An 18,186-nucleotide genomic window follows, 5' to 3' on the forward strand; every position below is an offset into this window, starting at 1 on the left:
ACCAAATCTAACCCCAAAAAAAGCCAATCCTCAACAGATTGGCTTAACTCCATTTAGAACAACAATTTATAGATTAACCCCGCCATGACAAACACAATCGGAATCGTAATTACCCAGGCAATCACGATGCGCCCAGCCATCGACCAACGTACGGCAGAGAACCGTTTAGCAGCACCTACACCAAGGATAGACGAGGTGATCGCATGCGTCGTGCTGACGGGCAAATGAAACAACGTGGCCCCGAAAATAACCGATGCAGCGGAAAGATCCGCGGCGAAACCGTTGATCGGCTCGATTTTGAAGATCTTCGTACCCATCGTCTTGATGATTTTATAACCGCCAACCGATGTCCCGAGCGCCATCGCCGTCGCTGCGGCCAGTTTAACCCACAGCGGCACTTCCATATGATCTTGGAAGTCTGCCGTCACCAAGGCGAACGTAATAATCCCCATCGCTTTCTGGGCATCATTGGTGCCGTGCGTGAAGCTTTGGATCGCTGCAGTCACGATTTGCAACGACCGGAAGCCTTTATTGACGGTATGCGGACTACGCCGGGCAAAGATCCATCTCAAGATGGTCATGACGATGTAACCAATCACAAAAGCGATGATTGGGGAGAACACCAATCCCTCTACAATCGTCGTAAATCCGCCCCAGTTCAGCTTGTCCGGTCCAGCCCCCATGTACACCGCCCCGGCCAGGGAACCAATCAGTGCATGGGAAGAAGACGACGGAATGCCAAACCACCAAGTAATGAGGTTCCAAATAATTGCCGACAACAGCGTGGCGACCAGCACTTCCAGACCGTTATCCAGCTTCGCCGGATCGGCGACACTACCCCCAATTGTTTTCGCGACGCCCGTAAACATGATAGCACCTAAGAAGTTCATGACCGCTGCCATCATGATCGCAGTACGCGGCTTCATCGCGCGTGTTGATACCGAGGTCGCAATCGCATTGGCTGTATCATGAAACCCGTTAATGAAGTCGAACGCCAACGCCAGTATGATAACGATAAGCATAATCATTAAACTCGTATCCATAGCATTTTTGCACAGATGGCTATCTCTCTATATAAATCCGCGCAATTCCAACCTCCCGAAAATCAAATATATAGTGAAGTTTCTTAAGAATTACGCATGATGATGGATTCCAGCATGTTGGCAACCTTCTCGGCAGCATCGGTTGTCGTCTCCAGCCGCTCATAGATCTCTTTCTTCTTGATCAATTCGATTGGATCGGTAACCTTCATGAACAATTCCTTGATGCAAATCCGCAGCAGCTCATCGCCTTGATTCTCCAGGTCGTTGAGACGAATCGTATATTCGCGGATCGCCAGCAGTTTTTTCTGGGACAGCAAATGAATCGCCTTTTGAATCTCATAAGCCGAGTTGCGTAAAATTTCGGCAAAGCGCGCGATATATTCATCCGGCCCGTTCAGATTGTACATGAAAAAGCGGGATGTCGTGGCTTCCAAACCATCGATCACATCGTCGAGCGCGGTAATCAAATGCATAATATCGTCACGCTCAATAGGCGTAATAAACGTTTTGTTTAATTCCACGATGATTTTATGTGTGTACTCATCGCATTGGGATTCGAACTCCTTCATCTTCTTGGCGAAGGCTTCAACGTCCTTGAAGTCCGCAACCTGCTGGGCGAAATAGTCCGCCGAGTGCACGATCGTATCTGCCATATCCTCTAACGTCTGGAAAAAGATATCTTTCTTCTTCAGTCGCATCAGTATCCCCTTTTCTCTCCATAAGGTAGTTCTTGGGTTGATGTTTTACACAACCCTGAATATCTTATCACAACTGCATCATAGATAGGAAATATTGTCGCAAACATTTCACCATCATTCGCTTATATTTCCCCTGATTCTCCCAAAGTTATCCTCTAATCACCATAAAAATACATAATTCGCCTTTTTTCGCCTTTACTCTGCCTTTACATGACTGTCGAAACTCGGCGAATTGGGAACGACGTGAATAAAGGTCTGTCCCGGCACCATCGGAATCTCCGCGTTATCCTGAATGAACCGGATGATATCGCCCTCCTTGCGGATCCAATTGGCCCGAATGACTTTGCCTTGCTGGAACAATATCGCGTCCCCGCCCAGTTGCAGTCCGACTTCCAGACGACCGACATCGTCCAGTACCCGGTGGTCTGCTCCCATGACAACAACATTCGCAGCGGTCACTGGATCACCGGTTTCCAAGTCCTTGTGAGGCTCCCCATTCATAAACCGCTTGTAAAGCCCGGACGAAGCATCATAATCGTAACCAACCCGGTAGCTGTCCAGTTGGAACTTAATCTCTACGTGAGTGGCGGTCTCCAGCGAATCAGGCTGTTCATTTTCCTTATAAAAAAGATACCCCGGCACCGCTGTATCTTCCGTAGCAAACCCGCGCTTCGCGGCGCCTTCCAGCAGCTTCTCTACGTTGGAATACAAATTGTGCGGCGCCTTCCGGGACTTGTCCCGCCAGAAGTAAGCACCGGCATTGGTGATCTCGTCCAAATCCTCTTTATGTTGTCTTTGCAGGATCGCAAACGCTTCGTTGCTCGCCCCGGCATGCACCAACACCCCGTGGTAGCTCTCGCCCAAATCGATCATGTACGGGCGAATGCTGCGAATCGGGCCGATCTTGGCGTTGTCCGCATGACTGTGGAAAATCGAGACAAGACGCGTGACTCCGCCTTCCGCCAATACCTCGTATACAACATCCGCGTCGATTAATCCGGATTGCGGGCGAGCGGCTGGCGCATTGTTAATCATGATCGCCAGCGGTCTGCGGGTCAGCGGCTCCTCCAGCGGCAATCCCGTCAGCGGAGCCGTATAGGCGGGCGGCGCCGGTTCAGGAGTGTCCTCCGGGGTCTCCGTCTGTTGCGGCGGCACTTGGGTTTCCTCAGGCGAGGCCGTCTCCCCGACCTTCCCGCACGCGGCGAGCATCATGATAAGCAAGAATAAGAGCAGCAGCCAACTTAACTTCAATGATTTCAAAGGCATGTCCTCCGTCAAAATTCTTAAGTTTTTTACATTATACGTTGAATTCCTCTACTGGGGGAAGCCGGAAACAAAGCAAACTTCCTCGCAAACTCCTCTATTTCACCTTAATTCTTGATTTGGGGGTTTAAAATCGAGCTCTTCATCTGCATACTACAGGAAAGGAGAGATGAAGAGATGATCGTAAAATGGTTAAGGGAGAGCCTTGTTGCCTCTTGGCTCCTCTTGCTGTTCAGACTATATGTAGGTTATGAGTGGCTTACTTCCGGTTGGAGCAAAATTACCGGCGGATTTGATTCCGCTGGATTTCTAACAGGCGCATTGGCCAAGAGCGGCGGCGACCATCCCGCGGTGCAAGGCTGGTGGGCATCTTTTCTCGAGCATGTTGCTTTGCCAAATGTCAGTTTGTTTAATATCCTTGTCCCTTACGGCGAGGTGCTCGTCGGGCTGGGCTTAATTCTGGGCGGTTTTACTTGGCTGGCAGCCTTCTTTGGCATGGTCATGAACTTTGCCTTCCTGTTCTCCGGCACCGTAAGTACGAACCCGCAGCTGCTGCTGCTCCAAATCTTTATCGTCGTCGCCGGCACGAACGCCGGGCGGATCGGCTTGGACTACTTCATCCAGCCTCACTTCCGCAACCGCTATGGACGGCGGCGTTAACCGGTCACAACTTCAAAAAAAGAAAAGCGCAGACCCCAACCCTTGAGGTTCTGCGCTTATTTATATGGATCGGTCGTTCCGAACCAGGTTAATTGCCCGTCAACGACCGCCGAACTTCCAGCAGTTTAAGCTAAGGCTGCCGTATTGATAATCCTGAAACAACTTCACAGCATGCCGTTCATCGTCTGCCGATCCCATGGCGTAGAAGAGCGGAACAAAATGCTCCCGTCCATACGAAGGGATCGCCATTCGGACATGCGGGGCTTTGCGGTCATAATCAAAGAGCTGCCGCAAGTCCCAGTTCTCCAGCTGCTGGCCAATCCAATCGTCAAACTCCACGGCCCACGCTGCCGGTTCTCGGCCTTCCCAGTCGAGCAAACGAAGATTATGAACAAGTCCGCCGCTGCCGATGACCAGAACGTTCCGTTGCCGCAGCTCTGTGAGCATTTTGCCGATGGCATACTGCTCTTCCGGCTCGCGTTTGGCGTCCACCGACAAGGCTACGACAGGGATATTGGCAGACGGATACATCAGCCGCAGCACTACCCAGGCTCCATGGTCCAGGCCTCTGCCGGTTGATGCTTTGTAAGGCAGATTGTGTGCTCGAAAAATCGCCTCGATCTCTTCACTAAGCTCAGGGCTGCCCGGGGCAGGGTACTCGATTTCATACATCTCTTCCGGGAAGCCGTAGAAATCGTGCATCGTCGTATGCTTCGCATCCGTTGAGACCCATTGATCCGGAGCATCCCAGTGCGCCGAGAAGACCACAATGGCATCGGGCGGCTCCAGCATTTCCTGACCTAGACGGTGAAGAAAATCCGTATACGCGTTCTTCTCAATCGCTAATGTAGGCGATCCATGTGCAATAAACAATGCAGGCTGAGACATCTCCCAAACCTCCCTACGCCAAAAAATGGTTACACCTTCATTGTATCCATCCCCGAAGGATTTTACCAGTTTTTGTACGCGTGGGTTTGACGTTGTTCTCCTGTAATGATCTCAGATCATCCAATGCTGCCACTCCGACTGCAGAGCTTCCAAACCTCCAAGCCATTCCTTGGTCTTCCGGATGACCTGTTGCTGATGATCGCCGGATGAAAACGTGTGATTGCCTTGGAAAATAATCTCCTTATCGCAGCGCCCTTCGGGGCGCAGCCAGAATACCTTCTGATATAAGAAAGCATAATCCGCCGGAATAATATCGTCTGAGGTTCCATGCACGACCAAGACGTCACCGGCAAATTTAACGGCTTCCTGGAACGGTTGATATTCGCCCAGCGAATCAAAAAATTTCGGCGTTAGTCCATAACCCAAATAATCGGCGCTTCCTTGCTTGACCGCCCGGTCATAGAGATCGCGTCCGGTGATTTTCACAATATCGCTGAACGGATAGCCCACCGCCGACCATAGGACAAGGTTCTTCACACGCCGATCGCGAATTGCGGTTAAGAGAGCGATCAACCCGCCAAGGCTATGTCCAAGCAAAGATACCCGCGTCGGATCAACGTCAAATGCGCTTAAGCCATAATCCAGCACTGAACGGGTCTGGGCGATCATCGACTCTACGCCGTGGTCGCCGTAAGAACCGGTGCTCTCGCCGCATCCGAGATAGTCGAAGCGAAGCACGAGGAAGCCGTCGGCTGCAAGCTCCCTTGCAGTCTTGACGAATAGACGGTCGACGCCGATACGGCTGCCTACAAATCCGTGACAGATGACGACCAAGGGAGCGCGATGGCAGCGCCCCCCTTGTTTGTTCTCGGCCGGGTAATGTATGCTGGCCGCAAGCTGTTCTTCTCCATGATTGATGACGATCTGTCTTTCCATAACCCGTCTCCTCCCCCGTACTTCGGCAATGATATATACTTTAAATCCGATAAGTTTAATATGATTTAAACTTATCTTATCATTACCCGAGCCGAGGTGTCAATCGGATCGCTGAAGAATCGCAAGAAACTCACTTACTCGTAGGATTGGCGGAAGTACGCATGGGTCGTAACCCGGCCCTCCCATTCTTTCATAAACCGGTGATTCCCCAAATCCCCTTCGTCACATGCCTCGTCATCCCCGCATAACATGGCGATTTCTTCATCGCTCTCATTGGTTACGACTTCTTCCAGGCTTCCCCGAGAGTTGCTGTTCAGCAAATACCTCCGGGTCAGCTCCGATTCATATTTTCCCATGGCTCTGCCTCCCGCAACTTTAGTATGATGATGTGCAGACCGGCCTGTCAGGCATCAAATCCAAATTTAGGCTGAGGCCGACGCCTGCCGTTTTGCTTAGGAACTAGTTTTTGGTGGGAAGGACGCTTTTTATTCCTGGTTCAAGGAATGTTCATAATCCATTAGTTCTGTTTCCCTTCCACTTCTGCCGTGCCTTGGTCCCTTGCGAATGAGACAATCTATGCAGTATACTACGGAAGAAACTGGGAGGAGAGATACTACCATGTACATCCACGAAATGATCGGCGAAACCAAACGGCTGCGACAGCAAATGACGCCGGAGAACGAAGCGTATTTCGGGGAAATGGTCTTGTACTTCCGTTCCGGCTCCAGCTCGCTTAGTGAGGCCAAGGGGGAAGAGCTCCTGCTAGACATTGCCCGGCAAATCATCAAGAGCCAAGCCAAAGGCATTTCGGCGGCAGAACGCTTCGGCCCCGATCCAAAGGCTTATTGCGCAGAGCTGGCGGAGGACGTAAAGGCACGGAAGCCCCGAACGCTGAAGGACAAAATCAAATATTATACGATGATCCCCTGGGTAGCTTTGACCTGGGTCTTCTTTATTTATATGATCACCGGTTTCTTCAGCAAATGGTTTGGCGGGGAGCTCGAGTATACCCTGATCAGCACCTCCTCGCTGTTGATTATCGCCGTTCTGTCCATTGTATTGGTTGAGCTGGTCACTCGCTTCCTTGGGCAAAGCTCCAAAGCCAGCGAAGGTCAAGAGCCTGCCGGAGAAGCAAAACCAGCAGGGCCCGGAGCGAGACCAGGCATGCCGCCCAACGCGGGGCCGCGCGGCTTTAACCTTCGTGCGTTCGGCACTTACATTGCCGTTGCGGCCGTGTTGATCGTTGTGGGCACCGTATTAAATCGAATCATGCCGTCGTTTACCGTTTCACCTTGGGACAGCCTGATCTTGTTTGCCGTGGGACTGGCTGGGCAAATTTTCTTTTTTGGTCGCCGCTCGAAAAATTAAACAAAAATAGCAGAAGCCGCATCCCCCAACAATGAGGAAGATGCGGCTTTTGCTTTATCCTAGGGAGATCAAATCTCAATCCGTTTCTTGAGTAAATACGTGATCGCGTAAAACATCAATACTGCTACAACCACTTCAAGCAGGAAAGGCCCGAGCGGGAGCAGATTTACCGATTCCCTCGTCACTGCGCCGTTCTCCTCGGCCATCCCAATCTGAATGATCCCGAAATTGGCAAAGGTACTATTGGTGCCTTTAAAGAGCAAACCTTCCACCCAAGACATTCCGTTCTGAATGACGAAGAAGGAAATGATGCCGACCCATGTCCCGGCTTTGCCCCGGATACTGACGCTGGCACCAATCGTGATCGCCGTAAAGATCGTTAACACCAGCATCGTATATATCCAAACGATACTCAAAATAATGAGCACCGTGTTCCCGAACCCCGTGGTCCCGATCTGAACAAAATCGATCTGTACTTGAGCCACCCGATAATAGATCGCCGCATGAATCAAGACAATGGCCCCGATGATCAGCGCCACAAGCCAACTGAACACCAGCGAGGAGAGAATCGTCCATACCGGATGCAAGGGGAGCAGACGGCGATGATAGGCTTTAATATTGTAGGCGAATGTTTTACAGGACTGCACGAGCATGAAAATGACAGCCGTAAAATACAGAATAAGGGATAAGCCAAAGATGGTTTCTGCATCCCACTGGCGAAGGTTGCCGGTGATCGACAGAAGGACTTGCAAGATCACCAAGACGGCGAATAGTCCCAGCACGGTATTGGCATTTTGTTTGATATCGTACTTCAGCAGCTTCATCATTTATGCGAACACCTCTCTGAACATGTCGTCGACGCTCTTGCCATAGCGAATCCGCAAATTCTCTACTTCCTCCTGCATGACAACCTCGCCGCTGCGGATAAAGATGACCTCATCGAAAATCCGCTCAATATCCGAAACCAGATGGGTAGAGATGATGAGGCTGCTATCTTCATTGTAAAATTCCACAATCGCGTCCAAAATTTTGGTCCGGGCCACCGGGTCCACCCCGCCGATCGGCTCATCGAGCAGATACAGCTTGGCATTTCTCGATAACGTTAACGTCAGCTGAAGCCGTTCGTTCATGCCCTTCGACAGGGAGCTGATTTTATCCTTCTCATTCAGATTCATGAAGTCGAGCATCGTGCGTGCCTTCTCCTCGTCGAAATCCGGGTAGAAATCGCGGTAAAATCCAATCGCATCCCGTACCTTCATCCACGATTCTGTTAATGGTCGATCGGGCATGAAGGAAACTAACGATCTTGTCGCCAGTCCCACCGGTGTTCCGTCCACCGACACCTTGCCTGCCGAAGGATGAATCAGGCCGGCGGCGATTTTCATCAGCGTGCTTTTGCCGCTGCCATTCGTACCAAGCAGGCCAACGATTTTTCCTTTATCGACGCTGAGAGACACCCCATGCAATGCTTTCTTGCTGCCGTACGATTTGGATACACCTTGTACTTCCAGTAGCGGTTTCATTGATGGTTGCCCTCCTTTAACGTCGCTCATTAGCCTTCATAGCGTCGGCGACCAGCGCCGCAATATCCTCGTTACTGAAGCCCAGCTCCTGCATGCCTCCGATAAAGCGATCCAGCAGCTCGCCGGCCATTTCTTTTTTGATGGTCATAATTTTCGATTCCTCGCTTGTCACGTATCTTCCGAGTCCGCGTTTCGTTTCCACGATGGCTTCACGCTCCAATTCCTGAAAAGTCCGCTGCACGGTATTCGGATTAATTTGCAGCTCGGCCGCAAGCTCGCGGACCGACGGAATTTTGTCACCGGCCTTCAGTCGACCGGTGACAATCTCTCTCTTTAAATAATTCATAATTTGCAGATAGATCGGCAGATTATTATCAAATTCGATGCTCACGTTCCCTTGGCTCCTTTCCGCCGTGCCGCCGTTCATGATTCTACCGGTCAAGCGACATCCCGTTTTTTAAACGTAACAAAGCTTACTGCAAGAAACAAGACCAAATAGGCGGCGATCACCACGGAGGAGAAGGTTAATGTCATGCCCGGCATCGGCGGATTACCGTTGAGATATACCGACAAATCAGCGTTGGCGAAGATGAGGTACTTGGCGAAGGCGTATCTCGAAAGCAGGGCCACTACCAGCTCCTCCAGCACAACAAGGAACATGCCAATCCCAATCGTCGCTCCGGTGGAACGAGTAAGAATGCTTGCTAGAAAAGTGATCGTAACGTAAACCACGGTATAGATGAACGAATACAAGGTGTTGGTTAGCACTTCGCTCCAGCTGATTCCCTGCACGCTGGCAGATCCGAACCCGTAGACCAGCCCTCCGCCCAGCAGGGCAACCGCCAGGGAAAAGACGAAGAGCGACAGCGTAAACAGCAGCACAGCCACGTATTTCGAGGCCAAGATCCGACTGCGGCTCTGCGAGCGAATCAGCAGCAGCTTGATCGTACCAAGACTGTGTTCCTTCGCCACAATCCCCGCAGTGCAAATAATGACCAGCAACGTTGTCATTTGACCCAAGCCGTTTCGAGCAATGGCCATGGATGCAAAATCCAGGAACCCTAATGTCTCCTGCGAGAACGCGTGCATCATGTACAGCATCCCGGCAATCCCTGCGGCGATCAGGGCATAGGGAACGATAAAGCTTTTTTTCTTGGACATCTTCAACCATTCGTTCACAACAAGTGGAGTAAATTTACGCAATTTGATTTCCTCCTGTCCATTTCAAGAATTCGTCTTCCAGGGATTGCTTCACTTCTTCGATCCGGTAGATAGCGATGCCTTCATTGCCCAGCGCGCTCACGACGCGTGGGATATAGCTGTCGCGCACGGCGACCGTCACTTCGTTCCGTTCTGGGGACATTCCCAGCAGGCGGATTTCTTCCATCCGGATGAGCCGAGCTTTGGCCGCTTCGACATCGCCGACCCGGAACGTCACATTCACCCGTTCCTCGGTTTTCTCAACCGGCTCACCCAAGGCGCGTTCGGTCACGAACTTCCCTTCCTGAATGACGACCACGCGGCTGCACATCAGCTCCATTTCGGCCAACAAGTGGCTGGAGACCAGAACGGCAATCCCTTCTTCAGCCGCAATACGCTTCAGATAGTCACGCATTTCCCGAATCCCCGCCGGATCTAGCCCGTTGGTTGGCTCATCGAGAATCAGAATCGACGGCCGATGCAACAAAGCTTGTGCGATGCCCAAGCGCTGACGCATACCTAGCGAGTACGCTTTGACACGTTTCTTCATCGCCTTCTCCAAGCCTACCAATCGGGTGACTTCTTGAATCCGCTCCTCCGTAATTCCTTCACTCATTCGTGCGTACTGCTTCAGATTGTCATATCCCGTCATGTACGGGTAAAACTCCGGATTCTCAATAATCGCGCCGACATGGGCGATCGCTTGCATGAAATGATTTCGGATGCTGAAACCTTTGATCTTCACATCGCCTTCAGTCATTCCGATTAGACCCACGATCATCCGAATCGTGGTCGTCTTCCCGGCACCGTTAGGTCCGAGCAGACCTACGATCTCTCCCCGCCGAATTTCGAAAGACAGCTTATCGACCAGCCGTTTGTTACCAATCGCTTTCGTCACCTGTTGTACCGCCAAGACCGCCGGCTCCTGCCCTTGCACTTGCATTTGCCCTTTCCCCTGCTGTTGTCCTAACGATTTCGTCGCAGCTGCTCCCAAGCCCTGGGCAGCATTTTCAATAGATTGTTGTTGCACACTCATTCACTCCTTTATTTGATCGATGCTCGTAAATGCGATACTGAAATTTCCCTTGCTTGTGTTTGAATCTGATGATGAGTAACGTGTTCGACGTGTTCGATTCCATGGTTTCGATTACATTGTATCGGTGTGATAGTTAAATAGTACACTAGGATATTAGTATTGTCAACAAGGATCGAATCAATTTTTTCAACGTGCAAGTCTAACGGAACGTAGCGACGTTATTTGCAATTTCCCGCGCCATTTCCCGAGCTAACGGAACGTAGAGACCTTATGAAGTGAAAAAGAGCCCTAATTAACGATGATCCGTCCAAATAACGCCTCTGAGTTCCGTTAGAATTCAGAAGAGCCTTGTAATCTACGAATAAGATCCGTACATTCCGTTACGACGCAGGTCCCGACTCGAACCCAGCTCGATCCGGCACAGGCAACCAACTCGGACACCAGCCCGGATCTGGGCCGCAAACAGGCCAGACACGAACCGGAAACGACCCGGAAACTGACCGGAAGCGCACCCGCTCCGAACCCTGCCTCCTTGCCAGTCTCCAACCTGACCCATTCCCGACCTCTGGCCCAACCTGATTCCTTCCCGAACCCAGGAACAACCTGTTTCGTCCCCGATCAATACTTCTTTCCTTCCCGCTCCAAACTTCTATACATGCCAAAAAGCCCTCCCCGACCAATGTCGAAGAGGGCTGCTCACCTATCTTTTTTTCGCTATTTAAGCTTAAATCAGCAAATTAAACAAATTCAAATCCCGATTCAGCTCGGTATATACGATGCCTTTCGCAGTCATACGTCCGATCAACGGTTCGTAATCAGCTTTATCACTCAGCTCAATGCCAACCAAAGCCGGACCGTTCTCCTTATTGTGCTTCTTCGTATACTCGAACCGCGTGATGTCATCGTTTGGCCCAAGCACCTCTTCCAGGAATTCGCGAAGCGCTCCGGCCCGCTGAGGGAAGTTTATCAAGAAGTAGTGCTTCAGCCCTTCATAGATCAACGACCGTTCCTTCATTTCCTGCATCCGGTCGATGTCGTTGTTGCCGCCGCTGATCACGCAGACGACGGTCTTCCCGCGAATCTGGTCGCGGTACATGTCCAATGCCGAGACAGGCAGCGCCCCCGCTGGTTCGACGACGATGGCACTATCATTGTACAGCTCCAAAATCGTCGTACATGCCTTGCCCTCCGGAACTTGAACGATGTCGTCCAGAAGGTTCGCGCAAATTTCATAGTTCAAGTCGCCAACCCGTTTCACCGCCGCACCGTCCACAAATTTATCGATCGATTCCAGCGTGACAACCTGCTTCTGTCTTAACGCTTCCGTCATAGACGCCGCACCGGATGGCTCAACGCCGATGATCTTCGTATCCGGGCTTACTGTTTTCAAATAAGTACTAATGCCCGACACCAACCCGCCGCCGCCAATGGTGACGAAAACGTAATCTGCAGGTACGGTCAAGCTTTCCATGATTTCCATGCCAATCGTCCCGTTTCCGGCCACAATCTTCGGATCGTCAAACGGGTGAATGAATGTCATCCCGCCTTCCTGGCAAGCTTTCATCGCCTCCGCATAAGCATCATCGTAAGTGTCGCCGATCAGAACGACCTCCACGTGCTCGCCGCCAAATCTTTTAACCTGTTTGATTTTCTGGTTGGGCGTCGTGCTGGGCATATAGATTTTCCCCTGAATGCCTAGCGCATTGCAGGAGAAGGCTACCCCCTGCGCATGGTTGCCGGCGCTCGCGCACACAATGCCTCGCTTCAAATCCTCCGGCTGCAGGCTGCGGATCATGTTGTATGCCCCGCGTATCTTGAAGGAGCGTACGACCTGCAGATCCTCTCTTTTTAAATAGACATTGCATTCATATCTAGCCGATAACGTTGCGTCGAGCTGCAACGGAGTTCGAATAACTACTTCCTTCAGCACGTGATGCGCTTTGACGATGTCTTCCATGCCTACCGTTTGTCGTTCCGCCTGGTTCATCTATTTCTCCTCGCTTTAACTGAGTTCTCTCATTCTTATAAAGTTACACCTGAAACCGCCTCCGGTTCAAGTTATTTTGTCTAGTCAGGGAAACGCCCCTCCGGACGGGCAAATATTCCCGAGCTCGGAAGGGCGTTTCACGTTCAAACCTATAGCTTATCGTTTCTTTGGTATTAGACGGTCATCGGTATGACCTTTCGAGTTCGTCTCTTGGGCCAGCTCGGTCAGTTCCCATTCCATCGTGCCGTACACGGGGTCGGAAGGGAACTCCTCGCCTTTTTGCAAATAGACTTCCCGTCCCAGCTCATCCCGGTATACGCCGTCGACTTCCACTTCTTCGCGCGAGACCGGGAGCATTTCCTTCATTTTGTCGCTCATGATGATGCCGCCTCCCATTCGAGTATTCCAGGGACTTTCGTAAAGAGAATCCCCAATATCCCTTAACATGCTCGAATCGGCAACGGATTATCCTAGCCGGACTATCTCCCTATACAAGCGCCTTAGCGGCAATATCCGACCGTTGATGCTTGCCCTCAAACGTAATGAGGTTCGCCGCCTCGTAGGCGTTGTCCCGGGCTTCGGCAATCGAGCTTCCACGGCCAACCACGCCAAGTACACGGCCGCCGTTCGTGACCCACTCGCCTGCTTCGTTCTTGCCCGTGCCGGCATGGAACACCAAAGCCCCTGCAGATTGGGCTTCTTCCAGCCCTTGAATTGGCTGTCCCTTTGGATAGGAGGCTGGATATCCGCCGGAAGCCAATACAACGCAAACCGCCGCTTTCTCGCTCCACTCGATATCGACCTGGTCCAGCGTCCCATTCACCGCCGCCAAGAAAATCTCCAGCAGATCACTTTTCAAGCGCGGCAGAACCACCTGGGTTTCTGGATCGCCAAACCGGGCGTTAAATTCGATCGTCTTCGGTTTGCCGTCCGGCGTGATCATCAAGCCGGCAAACAACACGCCGCGGAATGGCCGGCCTTCGGCAACCATCGCTTTTGCCGTTGGTTTGATAATCGTTTCAATGGCCTCTTCGATAATCGAATCTGCAATATGCGGCAACGGGGAGTAGGTTCCCATGCCGCCGGTGTTCGGGCCTTTGTCACCGTCATACACCTGCTTGTGGTCTTGTGCCGCAACCATAGGACGGACCGTTTCTCCGTCGACGAACGACAGGATCGACATTTCTTGTCCTTCCAGAAACTCCTCAATCACGACTTGGCTACCGGATTCGCCAAACACTTTGTCAATCATGATGTTCTTGAGCGCCGTTTCCGCCTCTTCGCGAGTGAAGGCGACCGTAACGCCTTTGCCTGCCGCAAGTCCGTCCGCCTTAATTACGATCGGAACCGGACGACTTTGGAGATACGCAAGCGCCTGCTCGTAGTTGTCGAATTTCTCATAGGCTGCCGTTGGAATGTTGTATTTTTTCAAAAGATCCTTCATGAAGGTCTTGCTGCCCTCAATATGCGCAGCATTCTTACGCGGGCCAAATACCGGGATGTTCTTCGCTTCGAACACATCCACGATGCCGTCAGCCAGCGGATCGTCCGGCCCCACAACGACCAGACCCACGCGCTTCTCCTCCGCAAAAGCCGCCAGCTTCTCGAATTCGTTCACCTGAATCGGCACCAGCTCGGCGATTTGTCCGATTCCCGCGTTCCCTGGAGCGCAATAAATTTTATCGGCCTTCGGGCTTTTCGCCAGGCTCCAGCAAATCGCGTGCTCGCGCCCTCCGGCGCCAATCACCAAAATATCCATAGTCTCCTCCTCACTTCTGAGCTCAAAATTTAGAAGTTGTCCAGTCTCGCCTGTTTCTGCACAAATTCGTTAACGAAATGAAATATGTCGATTACCGTTTGATCTACAAACTAGTCTTTTTCGAAACGAACTGGAAATTCTACTGTTAATTTTCCACTCAACCCGAATTCAAACGAAAATAACTGGAAAATGTACCGCTAATTTAAGCCCAAAGCATCAATCTAAGCATTTTTGCTCAAATTAACGGCAGGTTTTACAGCTAATTCGTCAAAATCCAGCGTTTCAGCTGAAATAACGGTAGGTTTTACAGTTAATTGTCCCATGCAGGTTAGCGCATCTGCGAAAAGACGGCAGGCCGCCGCAGCGGTCCTGCCGTTAAGCTCAATCTTAGTGCTTGAAATGGCGCACGCCGGTGAAGACCATCGCGATGCCATGCTCGTTGGCCGCTTTGATGGACTCCTCGTCCTTCACGGAGCCGCCCGGTTGGATAATCGCCGTAATCCCGGCTTGGGCCGCCGCTTCGACCGTATCGCCCATCGGGAAGAACGCGTCGGACGCCAAGACGCTGCCTTTCGCTTTCTCGCCCGCTTGCTCGATCGCGATCTTCGCAGCACCAACGCGGTTCATCTGCCCCGCGCCGACGCCAACGGTCATATCGTCCTTCGCCAGAACAATCGCGTTCGACTTCACATGTTTAACGACTTTCCAGCCAAACAGCAGCTGTTTCAGCTCTTCTTCGGTTGGCTTGCGGTCGGTAACCACCGTCAAGTCGGACGCCTTCAGCGTATGCACATCGCTTTCTTGCACGACCATCCCGCCGTCAATCGAGGTGACGACAAACTGGCTGCTGCGGCTTGCGCCCAGCTCCAGACCGCCAAGCTTCAGCAATCGGAGGTTTTTCTTCTTCGTGAGAATCTCCAGCGCTTCTTCCGTGAAGCCTGGCGCCAAAATAATCTCCAAGAAAATCTCCTTCATCAGCATCGCCGTGTCCGCATCAATGATGCGGTTGGCAGCGACGATCCCGCCGAAGATCGACACCGGATCAGCCTCGTATGCTTTCTTGTAAGCTTCCAGCACGCTGGCCCCGACGCCAACGCCGCAAGGATTCATATGCTTGACCGCGACGACCGCCGGCTCCTCAAATTCCTTAACGATTTGCAGCGCCGCATTCGCATCGTTGATGTTATTGTAGGAGAGCTCCTTGCCGTGGAGCTGCTCTGCATTCGTCAGCGTGTCCGCTGCCGCCAACGGTTTGCGGTAAAACGCCGCTTTTTGATGCGGATTTTCGCCATAACGCAAATCTTGGATTTTCTCGTAAGTGACCGTGAAACGCTCTGGCAACGGATCGCCCGTCACCTTCGACAAATAATCGGAGATCAAGGCATCGTAAGCCGCCGTATGGCGGAAAACTTTGGCGGCAAGCCGTTTACGCGTTTCCAATGTCGTATCACCGCTCGTACGTACTTCCTCGAGCACGGTCCCATAGTCAGCCGCATCGACAATAACGGTAACAAACGCATGGTTTTTCGCAGCCGAACGAAGCATTGTCGGTCCGCCGATGTCGATATTTTCGATGGCGTCCTCATAGGTGACATCCGGCTTTGCAATCGTTTCTTGGAACGGGTACAGGTTAACGACCACCAGGTCGATATAGTCCAATCCCAGTTCCTTCATCTGCGCTTGGTGTTCCTCGCTGTCGCGCACCGCCAGCAAGCCGCTGTGTACAGCAGGATGCAGCGTTTTAACGCGTCCATCAAGGATTTCAGGGAACCCGGTAACGTCAGAAATACCGATAACCGGTACGCCTTCCTTCGCCAACAGATTTTTTGTGCCCCCAGTCGAAATGATTTCCACACCCAGCTGCGACAGCTCGCGGCAAAAATCCACGATACCTGTTTTATCCGACACGCTTACGAGCGCTCTTTTCATACTCACAATCGGCTCCTCCTTTATTTTGGCGAATCATGCCCCCGATATTTCTCGGGAAATATCGAAACCCAGCACCTGTTCTAAACCTATCCAATCACCCGAAAAAAGTCCTGTAGCCAAGCGTTCTTTCGATGCTTCCTATTCCGACAGAATCGTCACTTTCCGGCCTTCCACGCGCACGCGGTTCTTCGCAAACCACGACACGACCTGCGGATATAAGCGCCCTTCTGTCGCATGGATCTTGGCTTCAAGTGTTTCCAGCGTATCGTCCGCCGTAATCTCTACCGCCGCCTGGGCAACCACTGCGCCGGTGTCCATTCCGCCGTCCACCAAATGAACCGTAACACCTGTTACTTTCACGCCGTATTCCCAAGCCTGTCCAATTGCATTTTTGCCCGGAAAAGCCGGCAGTAACGATGGGTGAATATTAATCATGCGCCCGGCGTACGGTTCAACCAACACCGAAGTGAGTAACCGCATATAACCGGCCAACACGACTAAATCGATTTGCCGCTTGTCCAGCTCGGCGGCAATTTCCGCCTCATAATCCTCTCGACGCGCGTAAGCCTTCGGGTCAAAAAGATAGCATTCCACGCCGGCTTGACGGGCCCGTTCGACGACAAAAGCCTGCGGCTTATCGCAAACGAGCAGCACAATCTCAGCATCCAGCCCACCCGACCGCGTTGCGTCAAGCAAATTTTGAAAATTACTGCCGTTTCCCGAGGCAAATACAGCAATCCGGTATTTCGCTCCCATTAGACATCCGCTCCTGCAAAAGTCACAGCCCGTTGTCCTTCCGTCACTTTACCGATGACATAAGGCGTTTCCCCGGCTTGCTTCAATGCAGCGACCGCAGCCTCAGCCTGGTCCTCCGCCACTACAATTACAAGCCCGATGCCCATGTTAAACGTCGTGAACATATCACGGTTACTTACGTTCCCTTTCTTCTGCAGCAAGTCGAAGATCGGCAAAATCGGCCAAGAACCGCAGTTGATCTCCACGTCTACGCCTTCCGGCAGAACGCGCGGGATGTTCTCGATGAAGCCGCCGCCCGTAATATGAGCCATTCCCTTGACATCGACTTTCTCCAACAGGGCTAATACCGGCTTCACATACAGCTTCGTTGGCGTAAGCAGCACGTCACCCAACGATGCTCCGCCTAATTCCGGCAGCTTGTCGGTTAAAGCGTAGCCCGCTTCTTCCAGCAAGAGCTTGCGTACCAGCGAGAACCCGTTGCTGTGCACACCGCTGGAGGCCAGGCCAATCACCGTGTCGCCAGGAGCGATGCGGCTGCCGTTGACGATCTTGCTCTTATCAACGACACCTACCGTAAACCCGGCGATGTCGTATTCGCCTTCGCTGTACATGCCCGGCATTTCCGCAGTCTCGCCGCCGATCAAGGCGCACCCCGATTGGCTGCACCCTTCAGCGATACCGGCGACAATGGCCTCGATTTTTTCAGGGACAACCTTGTCACACGCCAAATAATCGAGGAAGAAGAGCGGCTCCGCCCCCTGTACGACGATATCGTTCACGCACATTGCCACTGCATCGATGCCGATCGTGTCGTGCTTATCCATCGCAAAGGCAATTTTCAGCTTCGTGCCCACACCGTCTGTTCCCGACACGAGCACCGGTTCTGCGTATTTGTCTTTGTTCAAACCGAACAAAGCGCCAAATCCGCCCAGATCGGTCATCACTTCCGGCCGGAACGTCCGTTTGACGTGTTTTTTCATGCGCTCTACCGCTTCATTCCCGGCTGCGATATCAACGCCGGCTTTCTTATATGCTTCAGACACGAGATGGACCCACTCCTTTAACTTTTTGAACACGGAAAACCCATTTATCGCGAAATCAATTCATCATGTGAAATAAGTCGAATCTACGCTAACGAAT

General features: G+C 52.0%; 19 protein-coding genes. 2 read left to right on the forward strand and 17 right to left on the reverse strand.

Features of this window, described 5'->3' with window-relative positions:
- Positions 1 to 53: 53 nt before the first annotated feature.
- The 3 genes from C812_RS14615 to C812_RS14625 all read right to left on the reverse strand — a co-directional run bounded on the left by C812_RS14615 (position 54) and on the right by C812_RS14625 (position 3,007).
- Positions 54 to 1,043 carry an inorganic phosphate transporter gene (locus C812_RS14615; RefSeq protein ID WP_009224545.1) on the reverse strand — a complete coding sequence of 330 codons (990 nt, stop codon included), beginning with the start codon at positions 1,041 to 1,043 and terminating at the stop codon, positions 54 to 56.
- A gap of 83 nt (positions 1,044 to 1,126) precedes the next feature.
- Positions 1,127 to 1,741 (reverse strand): DUF47 domain-containing protein, encoded by a 615-nt coding sequence (locus tag C812_RS14620; protein ID WP_016313431.1) that lies wholly within the window; start codon positions 1,739 to 1,741, stop codon positions 1,127 to 1,129.
- A 195-nt stretch (positions 1,742 to 1,936) separates the two neighbouring features.
- Entirely contained in the window at positions 1,937 to 3,007 is a 1,071-nt protein-coding gene (locus C812_RS14625; RefSeq protein ID WP_036625204.1) for a DUF3048 domain-containing protein, read from the reverse strand.
- A gap of 174 nt (positions 3,008 to 3,181) precedes the next feature.
- Between C812_RS14625 and C812_RS14630 the strand changes: the two genes are divergently transcribed.
- The gene (locus C812_RS14630; RefSeq protein ID WP_016313433.1) at positions 3,182 to 3,664 is read left to right on the forward strand and encodes a DoxX family membrane protein; all 483 of its coding nucleotides are present in this window, start codon (positions 3,182 to 3,184) and stop codon (positions 3,662 to 3,664) included.
- A gap of 99 nt (positions 3,665 to 3,763) precedes the next feature.
- Here C812_RS14630 and C812_RS14635 read toward each other — a convergent pair whose 3' ends face one another.
- The 3 genes from C812_RS14635 to C812_RS14645 form a co-directional block, all read right to left on the reverse strand.
- On the reverse strand, positions 3,764 to 4,552 hold the full coding sequence (locus C812_RS14635; RefSeq protein WP_016313434.1) for a DODA-type extradiol aromatic ring-opening family dioxygenase: 789 nt from the start codon (positions 4,550 to 4,552) through the stop codon (positions 3,764 to 3,766).
- A 111-nt stretch (positions 4,553 to 4,663) separates the two neighbouring features.
- Positions 4,664 to 5,488, reverse strand: a complete 825-nt coding sequence (locus tag C812_RS14640; protein ID WP_016313435.1) for an alpha/beta hydrolase — start codon at positions 5,486 to 5,488, stop codon at positions 4,664 to 4,666.
- 134 nt (positions 5,489 to 5,622) lie between these two features.
- Positions 5,623 to 5,844 carry a hypothetical protein gene (locus C812_RS14645; protein WP_016313436.1) on the reverse strand — a complete coding sequence of 74 codons (222 nt, stop codon included), beginning with the start codon at positions 5,842 to 5,844 and terminating at the stop codon, positions 5,623 to 5,625.
- Between the two features lie 262 nt (positions 5,845 to 6,106).
- On the opposite strand from C812_RS14645, the gene C812_RS14650 reads away from it, so the two are divergent.
- Complete coding sequence (locus C812_RS14650) at positions 6,107 to 6,856, forward strand: DUF1129 domain-containing protein (protein ID WP_016313437.1); 750 nt, start codon at positions 6,107 to 6,109, stop codon at positions 6,854 to 6,856.
- Between the two features lie 68 nt (positions 6,857 to 6,924).
- Here the strand turns inward: C812_RS14650 and C812_RS14655 are convergent, their stop codons facing one another.
- The 11 genes from C812_RS14655 to purM all read right to left on the reverse strand — a co-directional run bounded on the left by C812_RS14655 (position 6,925) and on the right by purM (position 18,089).
- Positions 6,925 to 7,683, reverse strand: coding sequence for a hypothetical protein (locus tag C812_RS14655; protein WP_016313438.1), 759 nt, complete (start codon positions 7,681 to 7,683; stop codon positions 6,925 to 6,927).
- Positions 7,684 to 8,379: an ABC transporter ATP-binding protein gene (locus C812_RS14660; RefSeq protein ID WP_016313439.1), complete on the reverse strand. Its 696-nt coding sequence runs from the start codon at positions 8,377 to 8,379 to the stop codon at positions 7,684 to 7,686. It lies immediately after the preceding gene.
- Between the two features lie 16 nt (positions 8,380 to 8,395).
- Positions 8,396 to 8,770, reverse strand: a complete 375-nt coding sequence (locus C812_RS14665; protein ID WP_016313440.1) for a GntR family transcriptional regulator — start codon at positions 8,768 to 8,770, stop codon at positions 8,396 to 8,398.
- Between the two features lie 47 nt (positions 8,771 to 8,817).
- Positions 8,818 to 9,582, reverse strand: a complete 765-nt coding sequence (locus C812_RS14670; RefSeq protein ID WP_016313441.1) for an ABC transporter permease — start codon at positions 9,580 to 9,582, stop codon at positions 8,818 to 8,820.
- Positions 9,575 to 10,615: an ABC transporter ATP-binding protein gene (locus tag C812_RS14675; RefSeq protein WP_084770752.1), complete on the reverse strand. Its 1,041-nt coding sequence runs from the start codon at positions 10,613 to 10,615 to the stop codon at positions 9,575 to 9,577. Before C812_RS14675 ends, C812_RS14670 begins: the two co-directional genes overlap by 8 nt.
- A 724-nt stretch (positions 10,616 to 11,339) precedes the next feature.
- A complete protein-coding gene (gene ilvA / locus C812_RS14680) occupies positions 11,340 to 12,602 on the reverse strand; it encodes a threonine ammonia-lyase IlvA (RefSeq protein ID WP_016313443.1) in 1,263 nt (420 codons plus the stop codon).
- 156 nt (positions 12,603 to 12,758) lie between these two features.
- Positions 12,759 to 12,980, reverse strand: coding sequence for a hypothetical protein (locus tag C812_RS14685; RefSeq protein ID WP_016313444.1), 222 nt, complete (start codon positions 12,978 to 12,980; stop codon positions 12,759 to 12,761).
- A gap of 109 nt (positions 12,981 to 13,089) precedes the next feature.
- Positions 13,090 to 14,361, reverse strand: a complete 1,272-nt coding sequence (purD, locus tag C812_RS14690) for a phosphoribosylamine--glycine ligase (RefSeq protein WP_016313445.1) — start codon at positions 14,359 to 14,361, stop codon at positions 13,090 to 13,092.
- Positions 14,362 to 14,748: 387 nt separating this feature from the next.
- Positions 14,749 to 16,296, reverse strand: coding sequence for a bifunctional phosphoribosylaminoimidazolecarboxamide formyltransferase/IMP cyclohydrolase (purH, locus tag C812_RS14695; RefSeq protein ID WP_036625210.1), 1,548 nt, complete (start codon positions 16,294 to 16,296; stop codon positions 14,749 to 14,751).
- 132 nt (positions 16,297 to 16,428) lie between these two features.
- Positions 16,429 to 17,046 (reverse strand): phosphoribosylglycinamide formyltransferase, encoded by a 618-nt coding sequence (gene purN, locus C812_RS14700; protein ID WP_016313447.1) that lies wholly within the window; start codon positions 17,044 to 17,046, stop codon positions 16,429 to 16,431.
- Positions 17,046 to 18,089, reverse strand: a complete 1,044-nt coding sequence (purM, locus tag C812_RS14705) for a phosphoribosylformylglycinamidine cyclo-ligase (RefSeq protein WP_016313448.1) — start codon at positions 18,087 to 18,089, stop codon at positions 17,046 to 17,048. The genes purN and purM overlap by 1 nt, the downstream gene beginning before the upstream one ends.
- Between the last annotated feature and the right edge of the window lie 97 nt (positions 18,090 to 18,186).

The sequence above is a fragment of the Paenibacillus barengoltzii G22 genome (assembly GCF_000403375.2).
Classification (GTDB): Bacteria; Bacillota; Bacilli; order Paenibacillales; family Paenibacillaceae; genus Fontibacillus; species Fontibacillus barengoltzii.

What these genes read in the sequence shown, in the direction of transcription:
- C812_RS14640 (WP_016313435.1), bottom strand. Translation starts at nt 5,488, where the DNA reads ATGGAAAGACAGATCGTCATCAATCATGGAGAAGAACAGCTTGCGGCC.
- C812_RS14620 (WP_016313431.1), bottom strand. Translation starts at nt 1,741, where the DNA reads ATGCGACTGAAGAAGAAAGATATCTTTTTCCAGACGTTAGAGGATATG.
- purN (WP_016313447.1), bottom strand. Translation starts at nt 17,046, where the DNA reads ATGGGAGCGAAATACCGGATTGCTGTATTTGCCTCGGGAAACGGCAGT.
- C812_RS14625 (WP_036625204.1), bottom strand. Translation starts at nt 3,007, where the DNA reads ATGCCTTTGAAATCATTGAAGTTAAGTTGGCTGCTGCTCTTATTCTTG.
- C812_RS14675 (WP_084770752.1), bottom strand. Translation starts at nt 10,615, where the DNA reads ATGAGTGTGCAACAACAATCTATTGAAAATGCTGCCCAGGGCTTGGGA.
- C812_RS14635 (WP_016313434.1), bottom strand. Translation starts at nt 4,552, where the DNA reads ATGTCTCAGCCTGCATTGTTTATTGCACATGGATCGCCTACATTAGCG.
- C812_RS14650 (WP_016313437.1), top strand. Translation starts at nt 6,107, where the DNA reads ATGTACATCCACGAAATGATCGGCGAAACCAAACGGCTGCGACAGCAA.
- C812_RS14615 (WP_009224545.1), bottom strand. Translation starts at nt 1,043, where the DNA reads ATGGATACGAGTTTAATGATTATGCTTATCGTTATCATACTGGCGTTG.
- C812_RS14645 (WP_016313436.1), bottom strand. Translation starts at nt 5,844, where the DNA reads ATGGGAAAATATGAATCGGAGCTGACCCGGAGGTATTTGCTGAACAGC.
- C812_RS14655 (WP_016313438.1), bottom strand. Translation starts at nt 7,683, where the DNA reads ATGATGAAGCTGCTGAAGTACGATATCAAACAAAATGCCAATACCGTG.
- ilvA (WP_016313443.1), bottom strand. Translation starts at nt 12,602, where the DNA reads ATGAACCAGGCGGAACGACAAACGGTAGGCATGGAAGACATCGTCAAA.
- purD (WP_016313445.1), bottom strand. Translation starts at nt 14,361, where the DNA reads ATGGATATTTTGGTGATTGGCGCCGGAGGGCGCGAGCACGCGATTTGC.
- C812_RS14660 (WP_016313439.1), bottom strand. Translation starts at nt 8,379, where the DNA reads ATGAAACCGCTACTGGAAGTACAAGGTGTATCCAAATCGTACGGCAGC.
- C812_RS14685 (WP_016313444.1), bottom strand. Translation starts at nt 12,980, where the DNA reads ATGAGCGACAAAATGAAGGAAATGCTCCCGGTCTCGCGCGAAGAAGTG.
- C812_RS14630 (WP_016313433.1), top strand. Translation starts at nt 3,182, where the DNA reads ATGATCGTAAAATGGTTAAGGGAGAGCCTTGTTGCCTCTTGGCTCCTC.